Annotated in this window: 15 protein-coding genes; 12 read left to right on the top strand and 3 right to left on the bottom strand. The window is 64.3% G+C overall.

What is annotated here, in order from left to right; translation table 11 throughout:
• Nucleotides 1-12 precede the first annotated feature (12 nt).
• The 6 genes from AB4Y63_RS11685 (at nt 13) to AB4Y63_RS11660 (ending at nt 8396) form a co-directional block, all read left to right on the top strand.
• Entirely contained in the window at nt 13-1821 is a 1809-nt protein-coding gene (locus AB4Y63_RS11685) for a gamma-glutamyltransferase family protein (RefSeq protein WP_441791216.1), read from the top strand.
• Nucleotides 1822-1901: 80 nt separating this feature from the next.
• Nucleotides 1902-2600, top strand: coding sequence for a YoaK family protein (locus AB4Y63_RS11680; protein ID WP_441791215.1), 699 nt, complete (start codon nt 1902-1904; stop codon nt 2598-2600).
• Between the two features lie 82 nt (nt 2601-2682).
• Nucleotides 2683-3303, top strand: a complete 621-nt coding sequence (locus tag AB4Y63_RS11675; protein ID WP_441791214.1) for a TetR/AcrR family transcriptional regulator — start codon at nt 2683-2685, stop codon at nt 3301-3303.
• A 9-nt stretch (nt 3304-3312) separates the two neighbouring features.
• Entirely contained in the window at nt 3313-5046 is a 1734-nt protein-coding gene (locus tag AB4Y63_RS11670) for an ABC transporter ATP-binding protein (protein ID WP_441791213.1), read from the top strand.
• The gene (locus tag AB4Y63_RS11665) at nt 5043-7022 is read left to right on the top strand and encodes an ABC transporter ATP-binding protein (protein ID WP_441791212.1); all 1980 of its coding nucleotides are present in this window, start codon (nt 5043-5045) and stop codon (nt 7020-7022) included. Before AB4Y63_RS11670 ends, AB4Y63_RS11665 begins: the two co-directional genes overlap by 4 nt.
• 96 nt (nt 7023-7118) lie before the next feature.
• Nucleotides 7119-8396, top strand: a complete 1278-nt coding sequence (locus tag AB4Y63_RS11660) for a DUF4192 family protein (protein WP_441791211.1) — start codon at nt 7119-7121, stop codon at nt 8394-8396.
• A 120-nt stretch (nt 8397-8516) separates the two neighbouring features.
• Here the strand turns inward: AB4Y63_RS11660 and AB4Y63_RS11655 are convergent, their stop codons facing one another.
• Nucleotides 8517-9935 (bottom strand): aspartate aminotransferase family protein, encoded by a 1419-nt coding sequence (locus tag AB4Y63_RS11655; protein ID WP_441791210.1) that lies wholly within the window; start codon nt 9933-9935, stop codon nt 8517-8519.
• Between the two features lie 3 nt (nt 9936-9938).
• On the bottom strand, nt 9939-10421 hold the full coding sequence (locus tag AB4Y63_RS11650; RefSeq protein ID WP_441791209.1) for an Lrp/AsnC family transcriptional regulator: 483 nt from the start codon (nt 10419-10421) through the stop codon (nt 9939-9941).
• Between the two features lie 297 nt (nt 10422-10718).
• On the opposite strand from AB4Y63_RS11650, the gene AB4Y63_RS11645 reads away from it, so the two are divergent.
• The 4 genes from AB4Y63_RS11645 (at nt 10719) to AB4Y63_RS11630 (ending at nt 16359) form a co-directional block, all read left to right on the top strand.
• On the top strand, nt 10719-11624 hold the full coding sequence (locus AB4Y63_RS11645; RefSeq protein WP_441791208.1) for an FHA domain-containing protein: 906 nt from the start codon (nt 10719-10721) through the stop codon (nt 11622-11624).
• Nucleotides 11625-11664: 40 nt separating this feature from the next.
• Nucleotides 11665-12468 (top strand): protein phosphatase 2C domain-containing protein, encoded by an 804-nt coding sequence (locus AB4Y63_RS11640; protein WP_441791207.1) that lies wholly within the window; start codon nt 11665-11667, stop codon nt 12466-12468.
• A 268-nt stretch (nt 12469-12736) separates the two neighbouring features.
• Nucleotides 12737-13243, top strand: a complete 507-nt coding sequence (locus AB4Y63_RS11635; RefSeq protein WP_441791206.1) for an FHA domain-containing protein — start codon at nt 12737-12739, stop codon at nt 13241-13243.
• 110 nt (nt 13244-13353) lie between these two features.
• Entirely contained in the window at nt 13354-16359 is a 3006-nt protein-coding gene (locus AB4Y63_RS11630; protein ID WP_441791205.1) for an FtsK/SpoIIIE domain-containing protein, read from the top strand.
• 30 nt (nt 16360-16389) lie between these two features.
• Here the strand turns inward: AB4Y63_RS11630 and ald are convergent, their stop codons facing one another.
• Nucleotides 16390-17505: an alanine dehydrogenase gene (gene ald, locus AB4Y63_RS11625; RefSeq protein ID WP_441791204.1), complete on the bottom strand. Its 1116-nt coding sequence runs from the start codon at nt 17503-17505 to the stop codon at nt 16390-16392.
• Nucleotides 17506-17754: 249 nt separating this feature from the next.
• On the opposite strand from ald, the gene AB4Y63_RS11620 reads away from it, so the two are divergent.
• Both AB4Y63_RS11620 and AB4Y63_RS11615 read left to right on the top strand, forming a co-directional pair.
• Nucleotides 17755-18969: an ABC transporter substrate-binding protein gene (locus AB4Y63_RS11620; protein WP_441791203.1), complete on the top strand. Its 1215-nt coding sequence runs from the start codon at nt 17755-17757 to the stop codon at nt 18967-18969.
• Nucleotides 18970-18972: 3 nt separating this feature from the next.
• A complete protein-coding gene (locus tag AB4Y63_RS11615; protein ID WP_441791202.1) occupies nt 18973-20172 on the top strand; it encodes an ABC transporter ATP-binding protein in 1200 nt (399 codons plus the stop codon).

Below are 20172 nucleotides of genomic sequence, written 5' to 3'. Positions count from 1 at the left end.
GGCTCCTCGCCGATGAAGTTCACAACCCGCCCAGAAATCACGGGGACATTCGGCATGGTGTCGTCCACCCACTGGCTCGCGTCACAGGTGGGGATGGGCGTGCTCGAGCGTGGCGGGAACGCCTTCGATGCGGCGACCGCCGCGGCCTTCGCGTTGCAGGTGGTCGAACCTCATCAGAACGGACCGGGCGGCGATCTGCCCTTGATCTTCGCGCGTGCCGACGACAAGTCCCCGACGGTGTTGTGCGCCCAAGGGCCGGCCCCCGCCGGAGCGACACCCGCGGCGTTTGCCGAGCTGGGCCTGGAGATGGTGCCCGGCACCGGGCCGATCGCCGCGGCCATCCCCGGCTCGACCCTGGGTTGGATGACGTTTCTGCGGGACCAGGGCACGCAGTCCCTGCGCGAGGTTTTGTCGATGGCGGCCTCCTACGCCGAAAACGGGTTTCCGGCCGCGGCAAAGGTCGTGGAATCCATCGCCCGCATGCAGCCGATGTTCGAGGAACACTGGCCCACATCGGCCGAGGTCTACCTGCCGAACGGAACGGTTCCCGTCGTCGGTCAGCTTCTGGTCAACACCGCGCTCGCCCGCACCTATGCCCGTCTGATGGATGCCGAAAGCGCGGCGGTGGAGAGCGGCGCGAGCCGGGAAGACGGGATCAACGCGGCAATCCGGGAATGGACGGAAGGTTTCGTAGCGGATGCGATCGCCGAATTCGTCACCACCCCCTGGCGAGATTCGACCGGCGAAAAACACACCGGCTTCCTCACGCGCGACGACCTGGCCTCCTGGCGGCCGAGCTACGAGGCGCCCGTGACCCTGGACTTCGAGGGTTACACCGTGTGCAAGCCGGGATTCTGGAGTCAGGGTCCGGTGTTCCTGCAGCAGCTCGCCCTGCTTGACGGTCTGCAGGTCGAGCCGGGAACGGCACAGGGCATCCACACCATCGTCGAAGCGTCGAAGCTCGCCTTTGCCGATCGGGATGCCTGGTATGGGGACGTTGACACTGTCCCGGCTGAGACGCTCCTTTCGCCGGAGTACGCGGCGGAGCGTCGGGCAATGATCGGTGAGCAGGCTTCGCTGGAGCTTCGACCCGGCAGCCCAGACGGCCGTCACCCGAGCGTGCCCGATCTCCGGGTGACCGCTGGCTTTGATGCGAGTGGGCTCAGCGGACTCGGTGAACCCAATGCTGTGGCGGCGCTACTGGATACCGGCCCGCGACCAGACGGTGAAGCCCGCTCCGACACGGTGCACGTTGATGTCGTCGACCGCTGGGGCAATATGGTTTCGGCCATGCCCAGCGGAGGATGGTTGCATTCGTCACCGATCATCCCCGAGCTCGGGTTTCCCCTGGGAACCCGACTGCAAATGGCGTGGCTCGAGGACGGTCTGCCGAACACACTCGCACCGGGCAAACGACCGCGCACCACCCTGTCGCCCACATTGGTCATGCGCGGGGGAGAGCCGGTGCTCGCCTTCGGAACCCCCGGCGGAGACCAGCAAGATCAGTGGCAGCTTCACTTCTTTCTGAATCATGTGCTCGGTGGCCTGAATTTGCAGGAGGCCATCGACGCGCCCTCCTTCCACACCACCCACTTTGCGAGCTCGTTCTACCCGCACGAGTACCAGCGTGGGGTCGTGGTGATCGAACAACGGATCGGTGCCGAGGTGCTGGCGGATCTGGCGTCGCGCGGCCACCGTGTCGGTCGCGCCGGAGACTGGGAAATCGGGCGGATGTGTGCGGTATCGCGCGATCCGAAGACAGGAACAATGCGGGCAGCCGCAAATGCACGAGGCATGCAGGGATACGCGGTAGGACGATGATGACAACAATTACTCAGGCAGTTTCGACAACTCGACCAGCTAGTTCAGAAAAGCGGCTGCCGCGACGCCCGCGACGGATGATGATCCCGCCGACCGCGCGACTGCACGTCTGGCTCATGCTGGCGCTCACCCTGTCGACGGGCATCGTCGACGCAGTGGGCTATCTCGGTCTCGACCGAGTCTTCACGGGCAATATGACCGGAAACGTCGTGATGCTCGGGATGGCGCTGACCGGAGCCGACGATCTCCCTATCGTCGGACCGATCCTGGCTCTCGCCTGCTTCTTCCTCGGTGCAATGATTTCCGGGCGGATGCACCGGGGGCGAAAAGACGGGTGGAGTTCGCCGACATCCGTGGTGTTCGGCCTCGTGGCCGTGATTCTGTTTCTGACCGCCGTCGCACTGTTCTTCTTCGGCAAGAATGCGTTTGTGCATATGCCTGAAGTCATCACCTCAATCCTGGGACTTGTCATGGGAATGCAGGCCGCGGCGGCACGCCATGTCAAGGTCGCGGATGTCACGACCGTCGTCGTTACTTCCACCATCACCGGGCTCGCCGCCGACTCCCGGTTCGCAGCAGCCCGGGAACAGCCGTGGGCGCGCAGGTTCCTCGCGATCCTCCTGATTCTGCTCGGGGCCGTGATCGGCGCCGGGTTGCTCCAGTTCGGAATGTGGCTACCGGTGCTGATCTCTTCACTGGTGACATCCGTCGCTCTCCTTCTCGGGCACCGGAGGTCACGAAGCGAGCAGCGGGGAGCCAACCAGGGAGTTGCGAGCTGACCGACCACTCCGGGCTTTGCTCTGACCTGAGTGTCCATACAGAATCCTTGTGAGTGAGCGCTCACTCAATTACGCTCGCCCCATGGTTGAGAAGCTGGCAACAGAGACTGTTGCGGCAGAGAAGAGTGCACGGGCCCCTGCCCTGTCGGTCGAGGACCGCCAGGCGATGCTCATCGAGGTTGTCACTCCGCTCCTGCTGCTGCACGGCCGCGCGGTGACAACCAAACAGATCGCCGAGTGCGCCGGCATCGCTGAAGGCACTATTTTTCGCGCCTTCGGGAGCAAAGAAGAACTCATTCAGGCGGCCATCGATCGTCACCTCGATCCAGAGCCGTTCCGGGCTCGGCTGCGACTCGTCGACCTCGAACTCCCGCTCGACGAGCGCATCACCGCGATCGTCACGCTCATGCGCGAGCGATTCACGACGGTGTTCACCCTCATGAGCGCCCTCGGCTCGACCGGGCCGCCCCCGCACCGCGACGATGGGCGGCGTGAATTTGCCGAGATCATCACTCGATCCTTGGCACAGGATGCGCCGCGGTTGAACGTTGACCCGGAGCGAGTGGCCCAGATCGTGCGCATGATCGCTCTGGCCGCGTCGATTCCGCAGATTCGCAACGGTCAACCGTTCGACGACGCCGAAATCGCCGCGCTCATCCTGTACGGCATCACGGGCCGACCGGCCGACCACGTCTCGAACTAGGAGATTCACGTGCTTTGGAAATTGCTTGTGCGCCACCTGCGGCCATACTGGCCGCTACTCGTCGCTGTGATCGTCTTTCAGACCGCTCAGTCGATCGCCTCGCTCTACCTGCCCACCCTGAACGCCGACATCATCGACAACGGTGTGTCCAAGGGCGACACCGAATACATCATGAGCACGGGCGCGTTGATGCTCGGCATCACCCTGGTGCAGATCGCCTGCGCGATCGCCGCCGTCTATTTCGGGGCGAAGGCGGCGATGGCGCTCGGACGCGACCTGCGCCGAGAGGTGTTCACGCGGGTGGGGGAATTCTCCGAGCAGGAGGTGACCCGTTTCGGGGCGCCATCGCTGATCACCCGTTCGACGAATGATGTTCAGCAAGTGCAGATGCTGGTTCTGGTGACGGCCACCCTGATGGTCGCCGCGCCGATCCTCTGCATCGGCGGAATCATCATGGCCATGCGACAAGACATTCAGCTGTCCTGGCTGATTGCGGTGAGTGTTCCGATCCTGCTGATCGCGGTCAGCCTGATCGTGACCCGCATGGTTCCGCAGTTTCGCAAGATGCAGGTGCGCATCGACACCGTGAACCGCGTGCTGCGCGAACAGCTGACCGGCATCCGTGTGGTGCGTGCCTTTGTACGCGAAGACGTCGAGACCGAGCGCTTCTCGAAGGCGAACGCGGATGTCACGGAGGTCGCCCTGAAGGCCGGCCGGCTGATGGCCTTGATGTTCCCGACGGTGATGCTCGTGCTGAACGTGTCGAGTGTCGCGGTGATCTGGTTCGGAGCGTTCCGGATCGAAGACGGCTCAATGCAGGTCGGCACGTTGATCGCCTTCCTCAGCTATCTGATGCAGATTCTGATGGCGGTGATGATGGCCACCTTCATGTTCGTCATGATTCCTCGGGCGGCGGTTTGCGCCGACCGCATCGGCGAAGTGCTCGGCACCTCGACCAGTGTCGTTCCGGCGACGAACCCGGTCACGGAGACGAGCGGAGAGGGCGAGCTTGAAATGCTCGATGTCGGCTTCTCCTACCCGGGCGCCGAACAGCCGGTGCTGAGTAACATCAGCTTCATTGCACGAGCCGGGCAGACCACCGCCATCATCGGCAGCACGGGGTCGGGCAAGACGACGTTGGTGAACCTGATGCCGCGCCTGTTCGACGTGACAACCGGGGCCGTACTGATCGACGGCGTCGACATCAGGGAGATGAGTCAAGACCTGCTCTGGAGCTATATCGGCCTGATTCCGCAAAAGCCCTACCTGTTCTCGGGAACGGTGCGCAGCAACCTGCAGTACGGCCGACCCGATGCCACAGAGGAGGAACTCTGGCAATCGCTCGCGACGGCACAGGCGATTGATTTCGTCAGCGAGATGGACGGCGAACTCGATGCGCCGATCTCGCAGGGCGGCACCAACGTGTCGGGCGGCCAACGGCAGAGACTCGCGATCGCCCGGGCGCTCGTGAAGAAACCGCCGATCTACATCTTCGACGATTCGTTCTCCGCGCTTGACCTGGCGACGGATGCGAAGCTCCGCTTGGCGCTCAAGGCCAACGTGGCGGGGGCGACGATGATCATCATCGCGCAGCGGGTGTCGAGCATCATCGACGCCGATCAAATCCTGGTTCTCGAAGACGGCCGGATCGTCGGGCACGGCACTCACACTGAACTTCTCGAAACCTCGGAGACCTACCAAGAGATCGTGGCATCCCAGCTGACCGCGGAGGAAGCAGCATGAGCGAGTCAAACGAAGACCGCGAGCCCGCTCGCCCCCCGGTGCGGCGCGGACCAGGAGGCGGCGGCCCGTTCGGCGGAGGGATGAGTCTTCCCGCCGAGAAGTCGATGAACTTCGGACCCAGCGCAAAGCGGTTGCTCGGCACGCTTCGACCGGAACGGATCTGGCTCTGGCTGGTTCTGCTTCTCGCCGTCGTCAGCGTCACCTTCGCGGTGCTGGGGCCGAAGCTTCTCGGCGAGGGAACCAATCTCATTTTCTCCGGCGTGGTCTCGAAAACACTGCCCGCCGGCGCTACGCAAGAACAGGTGATCGCCGGATTGCAGGCGGCCGGCAAGACGTCTCAGGCCGACATGCTGAGCGGGATGACGTTGACCCCTGGGATGGGCATCGACTTCGCCGCGCTCTCCAATGTGCTGATGTGGGTGCTGGTGCTGTACATCCTCTCCTCCGTCTTCGCCTGGTTGCAGGCCTATGTGCTGAACGGCGTCGTGCAGCGCACGATGTTCACTTTGCGTGAAGACGTCGAGGCGAAGATCAACCGGCTCCCGCTGCGCTACTTCGATGGCATGCAGCGCGGCGAGCTGCTCAGTCGGGTCACCAACGACGTCGACAATATCTCCCAGACCATGCAGCAGACGTTGAGCCAGGCGGTGACGTCACTTCTGACCGTTGTCGGCGTTTTGGTGATGATGCTGATCATCTCGCCGCTGCTCTCGCTCATCGCGATCGTGACGATCCCGCTCACCCTGGTGGTCACGATGCTGATCGCCAAGCGTTCCCAGAAGCTGTTCGTCGCGCAGTGGACTCACACGGGCACTCTGAACGGCCAGATCGAAGAGACCTTCACCGGGCACGCCCTGGTCAAGGTGTTCGGGCGTCAGCACGAGGTGGAGGAGCGCTTTCACCAGAAGAACGACGAACTGTACGAGGCCAGCTTCGGCGCCCAGTTCGTCAGCGGCATGATCATGCCGTCGATGACCTTCATCGGAAACCTCGTCTATGTGGCGATCGCGGTGGTCGGTGGCTTGCAGGTCGCCTCAGGGGCGCTTCAACTGGGCGATATTCAGGCGTTCATCCAGTACTCCCGCCAGTTCACCCAGCCGCTGGCACAGCTCGGGTCGATGGCCAACCTGCTGCAGTCGGGTGTCGCATCCTCCGAGCGTGTGTTCGAGCTTCTGGACGCCGACGAGCAGAGCCCCGATCCCGACGAGCCCGAGTCTCCGACGGCAGTGGAGGGGCGCCTCGTCTTCGAGGACGTCTCGTTCAGCTACTCGGAGGACAAGCCCTTGATCGCCGACCTCAGTTTGGTCGCCGAACCCGGGCAGACGGTGGCGATCGTCGGTCCGACCGGTGCGGGCAAGACCACACTGGTCAATCTGATGATGCGGTTCTACGAGATCGATTCCGGTCGAATCACTCTCGACGGCGTCGACGTCTCCCGGATGACGCGCGACGACTTGCGCGGTCGCATGGGCATGGTGTTGCAAGACACGTGGCTCTTCGGCGGCACCATCCGCGACAACATCGCCTACGGCCGGCCGGATGCGACGGAGGAGGAGATCCTCGATGCGGCACGCGCCACCTACGTCGACCGGTTCGTGCACTCCCTGCCGAACGGCTATGACACGGTGCTCGACGATGAGGGTGGAAATGTCAGCGCCGGCGAAAAGCAGTTGCTCACGATCGCCCGGGCGTTCCTCGCCCGGCCGAGCGTGCTCATCCTCGATGAGGCGACGAGCTCGGTCGACACCCGGACCGAGGTGCTTGTGCAGAAGGCGATGAGTGCGCTGCGCGCCGACCGCACGAGCTTCGTGATCGCGCACCGCCTGTCGACCATTCGCGACGCCGATCTCATTCTGGTGATGGAGGCGGGACGCATCGTCGAGCAGGGAAACCATGCGGAACTCCTCGCCGCCGAAGGCGCCTACTTCGACCTCTACAACGCTCAGTTCGCCGCGCCGGTCGCCGACGAGGTGTAGTCGGAGCGCGGTTGTGCACAGCCGCTGAGAGCCCGAGTTGTTCACACATGCAGGGGCTGCCCCGATCGGGGCGGCCCCTCTCGGCACAGTGGGGGCATGTCAGAAAACTCAGCGCGTTCCCTTCCCTCCTCCGCGACGATCGTCAAGGCGCATGCAGCCTGTGACTTCCTCGCGCTCGTGCCCCAGCTTGTCGGGTTCTTGCCCGAGCAGAGCATGGTTCTCGTCGCGTTCCGCGGCAATCGAACCTGTGGGGCGATGCGGTTCAACCTCCCCGCCCCCGACGAGTCCCCGGCTGTGCACAAACGGATTGCGACAACGCTCATCGGCATGATCTGCAAGATTCGTGGGGCCGACGCAGTGGTTCCGGTCGTCTACACGGACGAAAAGATCGCCGCGGCCAACCCTCTTCCCCAGACCTCGTTTGTCGGCAGGGTGCTCGACCGGGCCGAGGCCTCGGGATTTCTGGTGCGTGATGCGCTCTGCGTCGGTGCAGATGCATTCGCCTCATTTCTGGAGCCTGAGGCTGGCGGGCATCCGCTCTCGGAGATCACCGGCTCGAGCATCCATTCCGAGATGCCCGAACACGCCACGCGGCCGCTCGCGGTGCTGCGGAGCGGCGCCGAACTGCCAGGGGTCGACAAGCCGACAAAAGAGCGCTGCGCCCGATTGCTGCGGCGCTATCGTCGCGCCCTTGACGGCGAGGAGGCCGCTCTCGACCTGATGATGCTCTACAAAGGCGTGCTCGACCCGGTGGAGATCGTCGAGGAGGCCCTGGGCTGGGACGCCGCTGCGTTGGATGCGCAGAACGCCGCGGCGTTGCTCTTTCTGGCCCACGGTCCGGCCCAGCGCGACCAGATGATGCTGCAGTTCGCCTTCGGACGTGACGTCGGCGTGCTCCTGAACGAAACGAACCTCCGGTACGCCTGGCTCCAGCGCACAACGGGGCTGAGCCTCGACGAGATCGTGCGGGCCGAGGATGACGCGCGTCAGGCCAGACGGGCGACCGCGCCGACCAGTGCATTCGGCAACACCCTCGACGGGATGCCGGGCGATCTGCTCCGCGACGCCGCCGGCGGCGACGGTGGGAGCGACCTCATCCTCGGTCTCAGCTCCGAACGTCCGGATCCGGACCGGGTGGAACGCGCGATCGAACTGTTGAAGACCGCGGTCGCGCTGGCCCCACGTGCCATGCGACCGGCGCCGTTGTGCATGCTCGCCTGGTTATCCTGGGCTCTCGGTGGAGGATCCGTCGCAGGAATGTTCCTCGACGAGGCGCTCACCATCGACCGCGAATACGGCATGGCGCTGCTTCTGAACACGCTGATCGGCTCCGGCCAGCTGCCCGAATGGGCGTACGCCGTGCCGAACTCCTGATGCCGCCCGCCCACGAAAAAAGCCGAGGATCGCCGCTTCGGCCGAGAATCCACGTTGAAACGGGAATTCTCGGCCGAAACGGCGATCCTCGGCGAATCGGCGACCGGTAAGGTGACTGGTCTAGAGGTGGTTGGACGCCTCGGTCAGCACCTCGTTGAGGATCTGACCGATCTCGCGGATCTCCGACGGACCAATGGTCAGCGGGGGAGCGAGCTGAACGACGGGGTCGCCCCGGTCGTCGGCACGGCAGTACAGGCCGGCGTCGAAGAGTGCCTTCGACAGGAAGCCACGCAGCAGTCGCTCCGACTCTTCGTCGTTGAACGTCTCCTTGGTCGCCTTGTCCTTGACGAGCTCGATGCCGAAGAAGTAGCCCTCACCGCGCACGTCGCCGACGATCGGAAGGTCGAGCAGCTTTTCGAGCTCGGCACGGAAGATCGGAGAGTTCTCGCGCACGTTCTCGTTGAGCTTCTCTTCCTCGAAAATGTCGAGGTTGGCCAGCGCCACAGCCGACGACACCGGGTGTCCGGCGAAGGTGTAGCCGTGGTAGAACGCGGTGTCGCCGTGCTTGAACGGTTCGTAGATCTTCTCGCTGACGATGGTGGCGCCGATCGGCGAGTAGCCGCTCGTCATACCCTTCGCGCAGGTGATCATGTCGGGCTCGATGCCGAACGTGGTCGAGGCGAACATGTTTCCGATACGGCCGAAGGCGGTGATGACCTCGTCGGCGACCAGCAGCACGTCGTACTTGTCGCAGATCTCGCGCACGCGCTTGAAGTATCCGGGGGGAGGCGGGAAGCAGCCACCCGAGTTCTGCACCGGCTCCAGGAAGACGGCGGCGACGGTTTCCGGACCTTCGAACTGAATCATCTCTTCGATGCGGTTCGCGGCCCACAGGCCGAACGTCTCGAGGTCGTCGCCGAGGCCGAGGCCAGGGGCCATCTCGTCGGCACGGTAGAAGTTGGTGTTCGGAACGCGGAAGCCACCGGGGGTGACCGGCTCAAACATTTCCTTCATCGCGGGGATGCCGGTGATCGCCAGAGCGCCCTGCGGGGTGCCGTGGTAGGCGACGTTGCGGGAAATGACCTTGTGCTTGGTTGGGCGACCCTGCAGCTTCCAGTAATACTTCGCCAGCTTGAATGCGGTCTCGACAGCCTCGCCGCCGCCGGTCGAGAAGAACACGCGGTTGAGGTCGCCGGGTGCGTAGTCGGCCAGGCGGTCAGCCAGGTCGATGGCGCTCGGGTGGGCGTACGACCAGATCGGGAAGAACGCGAGCTCCTCCGCCTGCTTGCGGGCGACCTCGGCGAGGCGCTTGCGGCCGTGGCCGGCGTTCACCACGAAGAGGCCGCTGAGCCCGTCGATGTACTTCTTGCCCCGCGAGTCCCAGATGTGGTGACCCTCACCCTTGGTGATGATCGGCACACCGGCGCCGGATTCCATCACCGACTGGCGTGCAAAGTGCATCCAGAGGTGATCCTTGGCCTTCTGCTGCATCGCTGCATTTTCGGCTTCGCTGTAGATGGTTGGTTCTGAATTACTCATTTTTTATCGTGTTCCCCAGTTGTAGAGCTGTTTGTGGAGTTTGAGATAGACGAAAGTCTCGGTGGAGGAGACGCCCTCCAGATTGCGAATCTTCAGGTTGAGCAGTGTCAGCAGCTCATCATCGTCTTCGCAGACGACCTCGGCGAGGATGTCGAATGATCCGGCGGTGAGAACCACGTAGTCGACTGCCGGAATGGCAGCCAGCTTGTCGGCGAGAACGCGGGTATCGCCGGTCGCACGGATTCCGATCATTGCCTGGCGGTAGAAGCCCAGTTGCATCGGGTCCGTGACGGCGACGACCTGCATGACGCCGGCATCCGTCAACTTCTGAACTCGCTGCCTCACCGCGGCCTCGCTAAGGCCAACGGCTTTTCCGATTTCTGCATAGGAGCGGCGACCGTCAGCTTGCAACTGCTCGATGATCTTCTTCGAGACATCGTCAAGCTGCACCGGCTTGCCTGCCGGACCACGGCCTTGTGAGTTCATGCATCGATTGTGTCAGTGAGAGTGTCCTTCAGCAAGCGATTCCGTGGTTGAAGCGCAAAAATACTGCGAATTCCTTAGAAATGCACTTCCCGTGCTCTCGGAGGTCACCCCGTTACAATGATCAGGACGGCGCGGTCAACTCTGCGCCCCTATGTCCGGTACGCCCTGGTTTGCACAGAGAGCATTGAAATCATGAGCACGCGAGAACTGCGCCACTTCGACGGAGAATATGTCGTACGTCATGTCCTCCAGCGTCGAGGGCGATAACCGCGAATGGTTCACGGAACTCTCCGGTGCGTGCACGCCCCCGGCCAACCTGCTAACTGGACGTTTGTCATCGGTCAGGGGTTCTTTGTCGCCCTCCCGGCCTCTACCTCGGCTGCTGTTCTCGAGAAGCTGAGCGACCAGACTGACCGGCCGGTGGTGCAGCTGGAGACTCTGGTCGCCTTGCTGCCACTTGCCGGTGAGCACAAGATTGAGAGCTTCGTCGTTGTCGTTCCGGGGACACCCGTTGACGATGACGGCGTTCCTGTCTCGATCGTCGTGAAAGGCGAGATAGCCGCCGAGGTCTTCTCAGTGGGCGGTTCCCGTCGATTCAGCGACCAAGACATCCGGCCGTGGCTTCTGGCTGAATTTCAAGCTGTCGTCGGTATCGACATCGTTCCCCTGAGCGCGGAAGCGTCGACAACCGTCGCCGACCGACGACAGAGCGTGCCCATCGGCATCGGAACCATCTCCGGCACCTCGCTCATCTGGTCGCTGACGAATGTCCGGACCGACGATATCTCGACCCGTCGGGCCGGCGTATCCAGCGTGGAGCCGGCGGCGGCCGGCACATGGTTCGGGCTCCGTCTTCCGGCCGGTGACGAGCGTCGCATCGATTCAGTTTTTCTCCTCGGGCGGCGCCCGCGTCAGCAGCACACCGACTCTGCGACGCGCACCGACGCTCACACCGAAAGGATCGCGCTCATTCCACTCGCCTCGCCCACGTCAGCCGTATCGGCGACGCACCTTGAAATTCGTCTCGACGGTGAGAGGGTTGTCGTGACAGACCTCAACTCCACCAACGGTTCGACCCTCACTCACCCCGACGGCCGCAGAGACAAGATGCGCCCCGGAACGGCCATGGTGGCGGTGCCCGGTACGACGGTGGACGTTGGGGACGGTAATATCATCGAGATCCTCCCCGCGAGCGAACGGTAGCGCGATGTGGCGTATGAGGCGAAGTCGGAAGGCACCACCCGTGACCCAGATCGGTCAAGGCTCACTCAGCCACACAATTGTCTTGCCCACAGTCGAGACGACTCTCACCCTGGCCTGGGCATCGCGCACCGATACCGGGCACCGTCGCGAGGCCAACGAAGACAGCTATGTTGCGCTTCCGCCGATCTTCGCCGTCGCTGACGGAATGGGCGGGCACTCCGCCGGCGAGGTGGCAAGTGCGGCCGTCGTCACCCGGCTCGCCGAGCACGGCGGCGAGAGCATCGTCACCGCCGAAGGCATCACCGGTTCGCTGAGCCTGGCTGTCGAAGACATGGCCAAGGGCGTTGGCGTCACCGACCAGGGCACCGGCACCACCGCGACCGGCGTCGGACTCGGCATTGTGTCCGATGCTGCGGCCTGGATTGTTTTCAACATCGGTGACTCCCGGGTCTACCAACTCGTCTCCGGCGTGCTCGAACAGGTCACCGTCGACCACTCGGTGGTGCAGGAACTCGTTGATTCGGGACGCATCACCCGCGAAGAAGCTGATGTGCACCCGCAGGGCAACGTCATCACCCGCGCCGTGGGTTTCCACGAGCCTCCGATCCCCGACTACCGCATCCTGCCGGTTCAGGCCGGCATGCGCCTGCTGGTCTGCTCGGACGGGCTGACGAAGGAACTCACCGCCTACGGCATCCGTCATTTTCTTCTCAGCAACCCGAACGCTGAAGACGCTGTCGAGGCGCTTGTGGCCGCAGCACTTGAGAACGGCGGTCGGGACAACGTGACTGTCGTCGTCGTCGACGTGCTCGACGTCAGCTCGGCTGCCGCGAACCCCGAGTAACCCGACACAGTTTCGACCGGACGCCGCGCCGGGCGGTTTCGCTCACCAGTGTCGGTACGCTAGGAAGACTGCGAACCGGAGAGGAACCGCCATGACCTGTCAGATCTGTGGGGCGTCTCTGCCCGATCGTGCAATGTTCTGCGGTGAATGCGGCAGTTCGACCACCGCCACACCGCTCAGCCGCAAGCGTTCCGACCCTTCCGCGGGTGACACCACCATCATTCAGCCCTTGCCGCCGCAATCGGCCGTCTTCTCCATTCCATATCGGATGCCGATTGATTCGGTCTCCGGACTGTCTGACGAATCAACCCGGCAACCCGAATCAGTACCGGCGCCGCACTCAGAGCCGCTCGCCCAGCCGCTCGCCCAGACGATGCGAGTGCCGGAAGCGGCCTCGCCGCCACTACCGCAGCCGGTTCCGGAGCCAGAGCCGACGCCGGCCGGGCCCGCCGCGCACTTCGTGCTGCAGTTCAGCACCGGCGAGCAGGTCGTTGTCGCGGGAACCGGTCTGCTCGGACGGCGCCCCAGCGCGCAGCCCGACGAGACGTTCGATCACTTCGTGCAGATTCACGATGTGAGCATGTCCGTCTCGAAGTCGCATCTGGAGTTCGGTCAGCACAACGGCGAATTCTGGATCAACGACCGGATGTCCGGCAACGGCACGGTGATCAGGCGCCACGACGACTCGGTGTTGCGATGCGAGCCCGGACGGCGCTACCTCGTCGCCCGCGGCTCCCGCGTGGAGATCGGCGACCAGTTCTTCGTCCTGGGCTGAGCTTCGCGGGCAGCCGATTCGGCTTCCTCCCCATCCTCGCCGTATACACGTTCTTCCACCGAGCGGCCAAACGGCCGGCGCGGCATCCGAGCACCTGATGTTCTGGTCGGGTGACCCGCTCTCTTCCTCCGTTGCGACTGCCGGCTCTACCCGCTGAGCTGCCACCTGCCGGATTTCCACTGATCGCCAGTGTCGCCCCACTCGCCGCCGCAGCGGTGATCTGGGGCATCACCGGCTCGGTGTTCGCTCTCGTCTTCGCTGGGCTGAGCCCCGTGATGGCGGTGGCAAGTCTGTGTGACGGGCGTCGCACCCGTCGGCGTGCCCGGAGTCGGGGAGCTGTCGAGTACGACGCGGCCGTCACAAACCTCCGGGCTCTTGCCGATGTACAGCAGAAGCTGCTCCGCAGCGACCGCTGGGAGCACACGCCGTCGGCGGCCCGCATCCTCGCGACACACGACCACGCGGCGTATTGGCCGTCGGACGGCGTGACGGAAGTCAGTCTTGGAATCGGCTCGATTGATGGTGGCCCCCACCTTGACGGCGTGGAGTCCACGCCGGCGCATCAGGCGCTCTCGCTCGAAATCGCCACCCTCACCGAGGCGCCGATCGTCGTCGACGCGATGCACGGAATCGGAGTTGTCGGCTCCCTCCCGCTCGCGCGGGCTCTGGCTCGCGCGCTTGTCATCCAACTGAGCGCTGCGCTGCCGCCGACACGCTGCGGCCTGACTGTCCCCGCCGAAGGCTGGGACTGGGCGACCGAGTTGCCACACGCTGAATTACCCCGCGCCGAGCGCGTGCTGGTGGTCTGGGAGCAGGGCGAACCGCTCGGCGAACCGGCGGTCCGCGTCGGCGAGCGGATGCTTCTCGCCGTGGCGACCGGCATCACTGCGCTCCCGCCCGGGTGCGAAACCATCGTGCACATGCACGGGCCCGACCGGGCAGAGATCATGCGCTCGGCTGCACAGCCTCGCGGACTGCTCTTTCGGCCTGAACTCGTCGCCACGACCGAGGCCGGCCGGTTCGCGAAAGGGCTGCGACAGCGCGCGCGGGCGTCGGGTCTCCTCCCAGCACGCAGCACTCTGCCGGGCAGAGTCGAGTTCGGACTGCTCGATCAGCAATCAGGGGCAGCACAGCCGCACGGACTGGCGTGCACAATCGGCCACAGCATGCAGGGGGCGACCTCGCTCGATCTCGTTCGGAATGGGCCGCATGCCGTTGTCGGCGGCACGACCGGGAGCGGCAAAAGTGAACTTTTGGTGACGTGGATCCTGGCCATGGCCGCCACCCGCACCGTGAGCGAAGTGAATTTTCTTCTCGTGGATTTCAAAGGAGGCGCCGCGTTCAGCCCCTTGGCCGCGTTGCCGCACTGCGTCGGATTGGTCACCGATCTCGAGGCGGGGGAGGCGGCGCGGGCACTGGCGAGCCTAACCGCCGAGCTCCGCCAGCGGGAACGCATTCTGCGTGACGCCGAGGCCCGCGACATCGACGATCTGCGGGCGCCCACGATGCCGCGGCTCGTGATCGTGGTCGACGAGTTCGCCACCATGCTCGATGCCTTTCCCGCGCTTCACTCGCTCTTCGTCGACATCGCTGCCCGGGGGCGCTCCCTCGGTGTGCATCTGATCCTCTCTACCCAGCGGCCGGCGGGTGTGGTGCGCGACGCGCTGCTCGCCAACTGCAGCCTGCGCATCTCGCTGAGAGTAAACAATCCGGCCGACAGTCTGGCCCTTCTCGGCACGGATGCGGCGGCCGCGTTGTCGCCGGTTTCTCCCGGACGCGCATATGTCGACAGGGGCGAAGGTGCCGCGGAGCTCCTTCAGGTTGCCGCTGCGAGTCAGAGCGACATCGCTGGAATTGTTGCTTCCCAGAGCGTCGGCATTCCCAGCAGGCGACCATGGCTCGAACCACTTCCGACGCAGCTGACGCCGGAGTTGTTGACTGAGCTGATCGGAACCGAATCCGACATCGCGGCGACGTCGGTCGCGGCAATCTCCGCCGCACCGACTTCAGCCGCTCCGTCCGTCACCCTTGGACTGCTGGACGAGCCCGACCGCCAGCGCTATCGGGTCGCGCGGTACAGCCCCGCCGTCGACGGACATCTGCTGGTCGTGGGCGCGGCACGCTCCGGGAAGACCGCGGCCCTCGCGCTGATCGAGCGCGAGGCCGTGGCCGCCGGGCTCGCCGTCGAGCGCGTGGGCGCCGACGTTGAGCGTGCCTGGGATCTTCTCGAACGCGCGCATCAGCGGTCCAGCGCCGGTCTCGGCGACCAGGCGGTGCACGGCGACCTTGAGGGAACTGCACCCGGGCGCACGCGGTCGCTGCTCCTGCTCCTCGACGACTTTGACTCGGTTCTGGCGCGCTGGGAGCCCGAACATCGGCTCGCCGCACTCGACATGCTGGCCGCAGTGCTGCGGGATGGCGCCGCGGCAGGCATCACCTGCGTTGTGTCGGTCCAACGGGTGGCCAACGGGCTCCAACTCATGCCGACACTGTGCCAGAACCGGTTGCTTCTCCGAGCGACAAGCCGCGAGGACTATCTGTCGGTCGGTGGTCCCGCCGAGCGGTTTGACCCGAATCTGCCTCCGGGCGGCGGAGTCTGGGACCAGCGGCGAATCCAACTCCTCACTCCGACAGAGGGCGACGAGCGACAGTCGGAGGCAGTGCCGCACTCCGATGCCCTCCCACTCATTCCCACCACAACACTGCCGCTCACCACAGCACTGCCGCTCACCACTGCGCTGACGCGCATCCTCATCGTGGTAGCCGGCGCACCCGCCCGGTCCGCCGAACGATTTCGCCGGTCGGCGCTCGGCGATGTCGTCGTCGAGCTCGGCGGAAGCGGCGCTGCACCCGACCATCTCGAGATCAGCCGGTCGGCGACGAGCACGGTGTTCGTCGGCGATGCCGACGCCTGGCAGGGGGAGTGGGCGCTGCTCCAATCGCTCCGGCCCCGGTCGACAATGGTGTTCGACGGCTGCGGACTGACCGACTTTCGACAGATCAGTCGGCGGCGTCAACTTCCGCCGCCGCTCGCCCCCGCGCGTGAGCGTGTCTGGGTGGTGGACCCCGACGGACACGTGCGACGGGCATCGCTCACTGCGCTGATCGGCCGGTAGCCAGCCGTCACCGTCTTTCTCGACAGCGGACTAGGCGAGAATCACCGAAAGTTCGGTGTTCTCGACGCCGTTCGCCACAGCGACAGCGGCATTGGTCACCAATCCACCGAAGGTGTTGAGGCCCAACGCCAAAGCCGCATCGGCCCGCAGCGCGTCTTTCCAGCCCCGGTTTGCCAGCGCTCTGACATAGGGCAGCGTCGCATTCGTCAACGCGTAGGTCGAGGTGTGAGGCACCGCCCCCGGCATATTCGCGACGCAATAGAACAGCGATTGGTGCACCGTGAAGGTGGGGTCGGCGTGAGTGGTGGGATGCGAGTCGGCGAAGCACCCGCCCTGATCGACTGCGATATCGACCAGAACGCTGCCGGGCCGCATCCGTGAGACGAGTTCGTTGCTGACCAGTTTGGGCGCCTTCGCGCCGGGAATCAGCACGGAGCCGATGACCATGTCGGATTCGACGACGGCCTTGTCGATCTCGAAACTGTTCGAAGCGATTGTCTTGACCCGGCCGAAGTTCAGGGCGTCGAGCTCGCGGAGCCGGAACAGATTGGTGTCGAGTACTGTCACCTCGGCGCCGAGCCCGAGGGCAACCTGCATCGCCGCGGTTCCGGCGACCCCGCCCCCGAGCACGGTGATTTTGGCCGGATGGGTGCCGGGAACCCCCGGAACCAACAGGCCGGGACCCCCATTGGGCTTGAGCATCACGTTCGCGCCGACAATCGGCGCAAGCCGGCCGGCGACCTCGCTCATCGGAGCGAGCAAGGGGAGGGCCCGCGAGGGAAGCTGCACGGTTTCATAGGCGATCGCCGTGACTCCGCTGGCGAGCAGAGCCGCCGTGAGCTCGGGTTCTGCAGCGAGATGCAGGTAAGTGAAGAGCACCAGATCGGGGCGAAAATAGCCGTACTCGGCGGCGACGGGCTCTTTGACTTTCAGGAGCAGGTCGGCTGCCGCCCAGGTAGCTTCCGCGTCGGGCAGGATCGTGGCACCGGCCGCCTCGTAGCTTGCATCGGTGATAGAGGAGCCGAGGCCGGCCCCGGTCTCAATGACGACTTCGTGTCCGTTGGAAACAAGTTCATGCACCCCCGCCGGGGTGATCGCAACACGAAACTCGTTGTTCTTGATTTCGGACGGGATCGCGATCTTCATTTCAATCCTTCGGCTCTGGAACGACACTGTTCAGTACTCTGCCTGGTGATGAAAGCAGCCTACGCCGGGCTTCGCGTGATTTCGAATGTAATTTTCTGTCCGGATGCCGATTTCGCGATTTCTGGCGGCGGAAGTTAACGATTTGGTCGTTTTTCTGTGATCTGAAGCCTTCACTGTGCCAGGATCAGTCCACTCGCAAAGAAGCGAGAGAGTCGTTCGTCCGCGTCGTCATCCCGAGGAGAGCAGTCCATGAGCCCGAAACCGTTGCCCGCGGATCCGATGATCGCCCAACTTGTGCGTATGGCGCAGAGCTCACAGATGGGGCGACGCACGCTTCTCGCCGGGGCCGGCGCAGGCGCGGCAGCACTGGCGCTCGCCGCATGTTCGACCGGAACTCCCTCGGCCAAGCCCACCGCTGCAGTCGACAAGTCCGCTTCTGACAAGACACTGCGTTGGGACAACTGGGCGCTCTACATCGACATCGACGATGCAGGCAACTACCCGACGCTCGACGCCTTCGCCAAGGAAACCGGCATCAAGGTCGCCTACACCGAAGCCGTCGATGACAACAACACCTACTACGGCAAGGTCAAGGATCAGCTCGCGCTCGGCCAGGACATCGGTGCAGACGCCGTGTGCCTGACCGACTGGATGGTGGGCCGGATGATCCGGATGGGTTACACGCAGGAGCTGGACCACGCAAACATCCCCAACCTCGCCAATCTCACGCCGGCACTCGTCGACGTCGGCTTTGACCCTGGCCGCAAGATGTCAGTGCCGTGGCAGGGCGGGTTCGCCGGGATCTGCTGGAACAAAGAGAAGCTTCCCGACGGCGTGCACTCTGTCGAAGAACTGTGGGCCCCCGATCTCAAGGGCCGCGTCGGCACTCTCTCTGAGATGCGCGACACGATGGGCGTTCTCATGCAGGCCAACGGGGTTGACATCGCGGGTGAGTGGGGCGATGACGAGTACAACGCCGCGATCGAGATTCTGCAGAAGCAGGTCACCGATGGGCAGATTCGAAACATCAAGGGCAACTCCTACAAAGAAGACCTCGTCAACGGCGACACCCTGGCCGCAATTGTCTGGTCGGGTGACATCACCCAGTTGAACGCCGAGAACGGTGACAAGTGGGAGTTCATCATTCCCGATACCGGCGGCACGCTCTGGAACGACAACTTCCTGGTTCCGATCGGATCCCCGCGCAAGGCAAACGTCGAGGCCCTGATCAACTACTACTACGAGCCAGAGGTGGCGGCCGAGGTTGCGGCGTACGTGAACTACATCACGCCGGTCGTCGGCGCCAAGGAGGCCGCAATGGCCATCGACCCCGAGCTGGCGAACAACCAGCTCATCTTCCCCGACGAGACCACGCTGTCCAACGCGCACGTCTTCCGCAACCTCAGTCCGGCCGAGGAGCAGAAGTATGATGCTGCGTTCCAGCAGATCCTGCTTGGGGCCTAAGCGGTGGCCAGTGGCACATTTGCCGAAAGCGGCGCGGACCTCGAACTCGTCGGAATCCAGAAGCGGTTCCCCGGTTTCACCGCCATCGAGCACCTTGACCTGACGATTCCGGCCGGATCGTTCTTCGCGCTGCTCGGCCCCTCCGGCTGCGGCAAGACGACGACGCTGCGCTTGGTCGCCGGTCTCGAAGACCCGAGCAATGGGCGCATCCTGATCGGTGGCAAGGATGTCACGGGACAGAAGCCGTACCAGCGCCCGGTGAACACGGTGTTCCAAAGCTACGCACTCTTCCCGCACATGACCGTGCTCGAGAACGTGGCGTTCGGGCTGCGTCGACGCAAGATCGGTGACCCGATCGCCAAGGCTCACGAGGCACTGCGTCTGGTCGAGCTCGACCATCTCGCCAGTCGCAAGCCCATTCAGCTGTCCGGTGGGCAACAGCAGCGGGTGGCGCTCGCCCGGGCGCTGGTCAACCGTCCGGCGCTGTTGCTGCTCGACGAGCCGCTCGGTGCCCTCGACCTCAAGCTGCGTCGCCAGATGCAGCTTGAATTGAAGACCATTCAAGAAGAGGTCGGTCTCACCTTCCTGCATGTGACCCACGACCAGGAGGAGGCCATGACGATGGCCGACACCGTCGCGGTCATGAACAAGGGCAAGATCGAACAGATGGGCGCCCCCGAGCAGCTCTACGAGCTTCCGAAGACCACATTTGTGGCCAACTTCCTCGGCCAGTCGAACTTGTTCGTGGGCCCGGTTGTCGGGAACACGAGCACCTCGATTGCGGTCGATGTCGCAGGGACACGCGTTGTGGTTCCGACGAAACGGGCGCACCGTCACGCCGGGGAGATCACCGTCGGTGTGCGTCCGGAGAAGCTCAGCCTGCACACCGAGGCTCCGGCCGTCGATTCGGGTCGTAACTTGCTCGGACCCGGACGGGTCGTCGACGTGTCCTTCAGCGGAGTGAGCACCCAGTACCTCGTCGAGGTGGCCGGGGTCGGCTCCGTGATTGTCTTTGCGCAGAACATGGCATTCGGCCCTGTCGCTCACGAGGGTGCCGAGGTCTGGGTCAGCTGGAACATCGATCACGGATTCGGTCTCGACGACGATCCCGCCCCGTCGGCGCGGTTCGAGCCCGATACCGACACCAAGAGCATCGCGGCGGAGAGTCGTGACGCGCTGCGCACGGAGTTGGAAGAGGTCTAG

Source organism: Leifsonia sp. YAF41, from assembly GCF_052113185.1.
GTDB lineage: Bacteria > Actinomycetota > Actinomycetes > Actinomycetales > Microbacteriaceae > Cryobacterium.
Note: the sequence above shows the minus strand (reverse complement) of the source record. Positions and strands in the feature narration are given on the sequence as shown.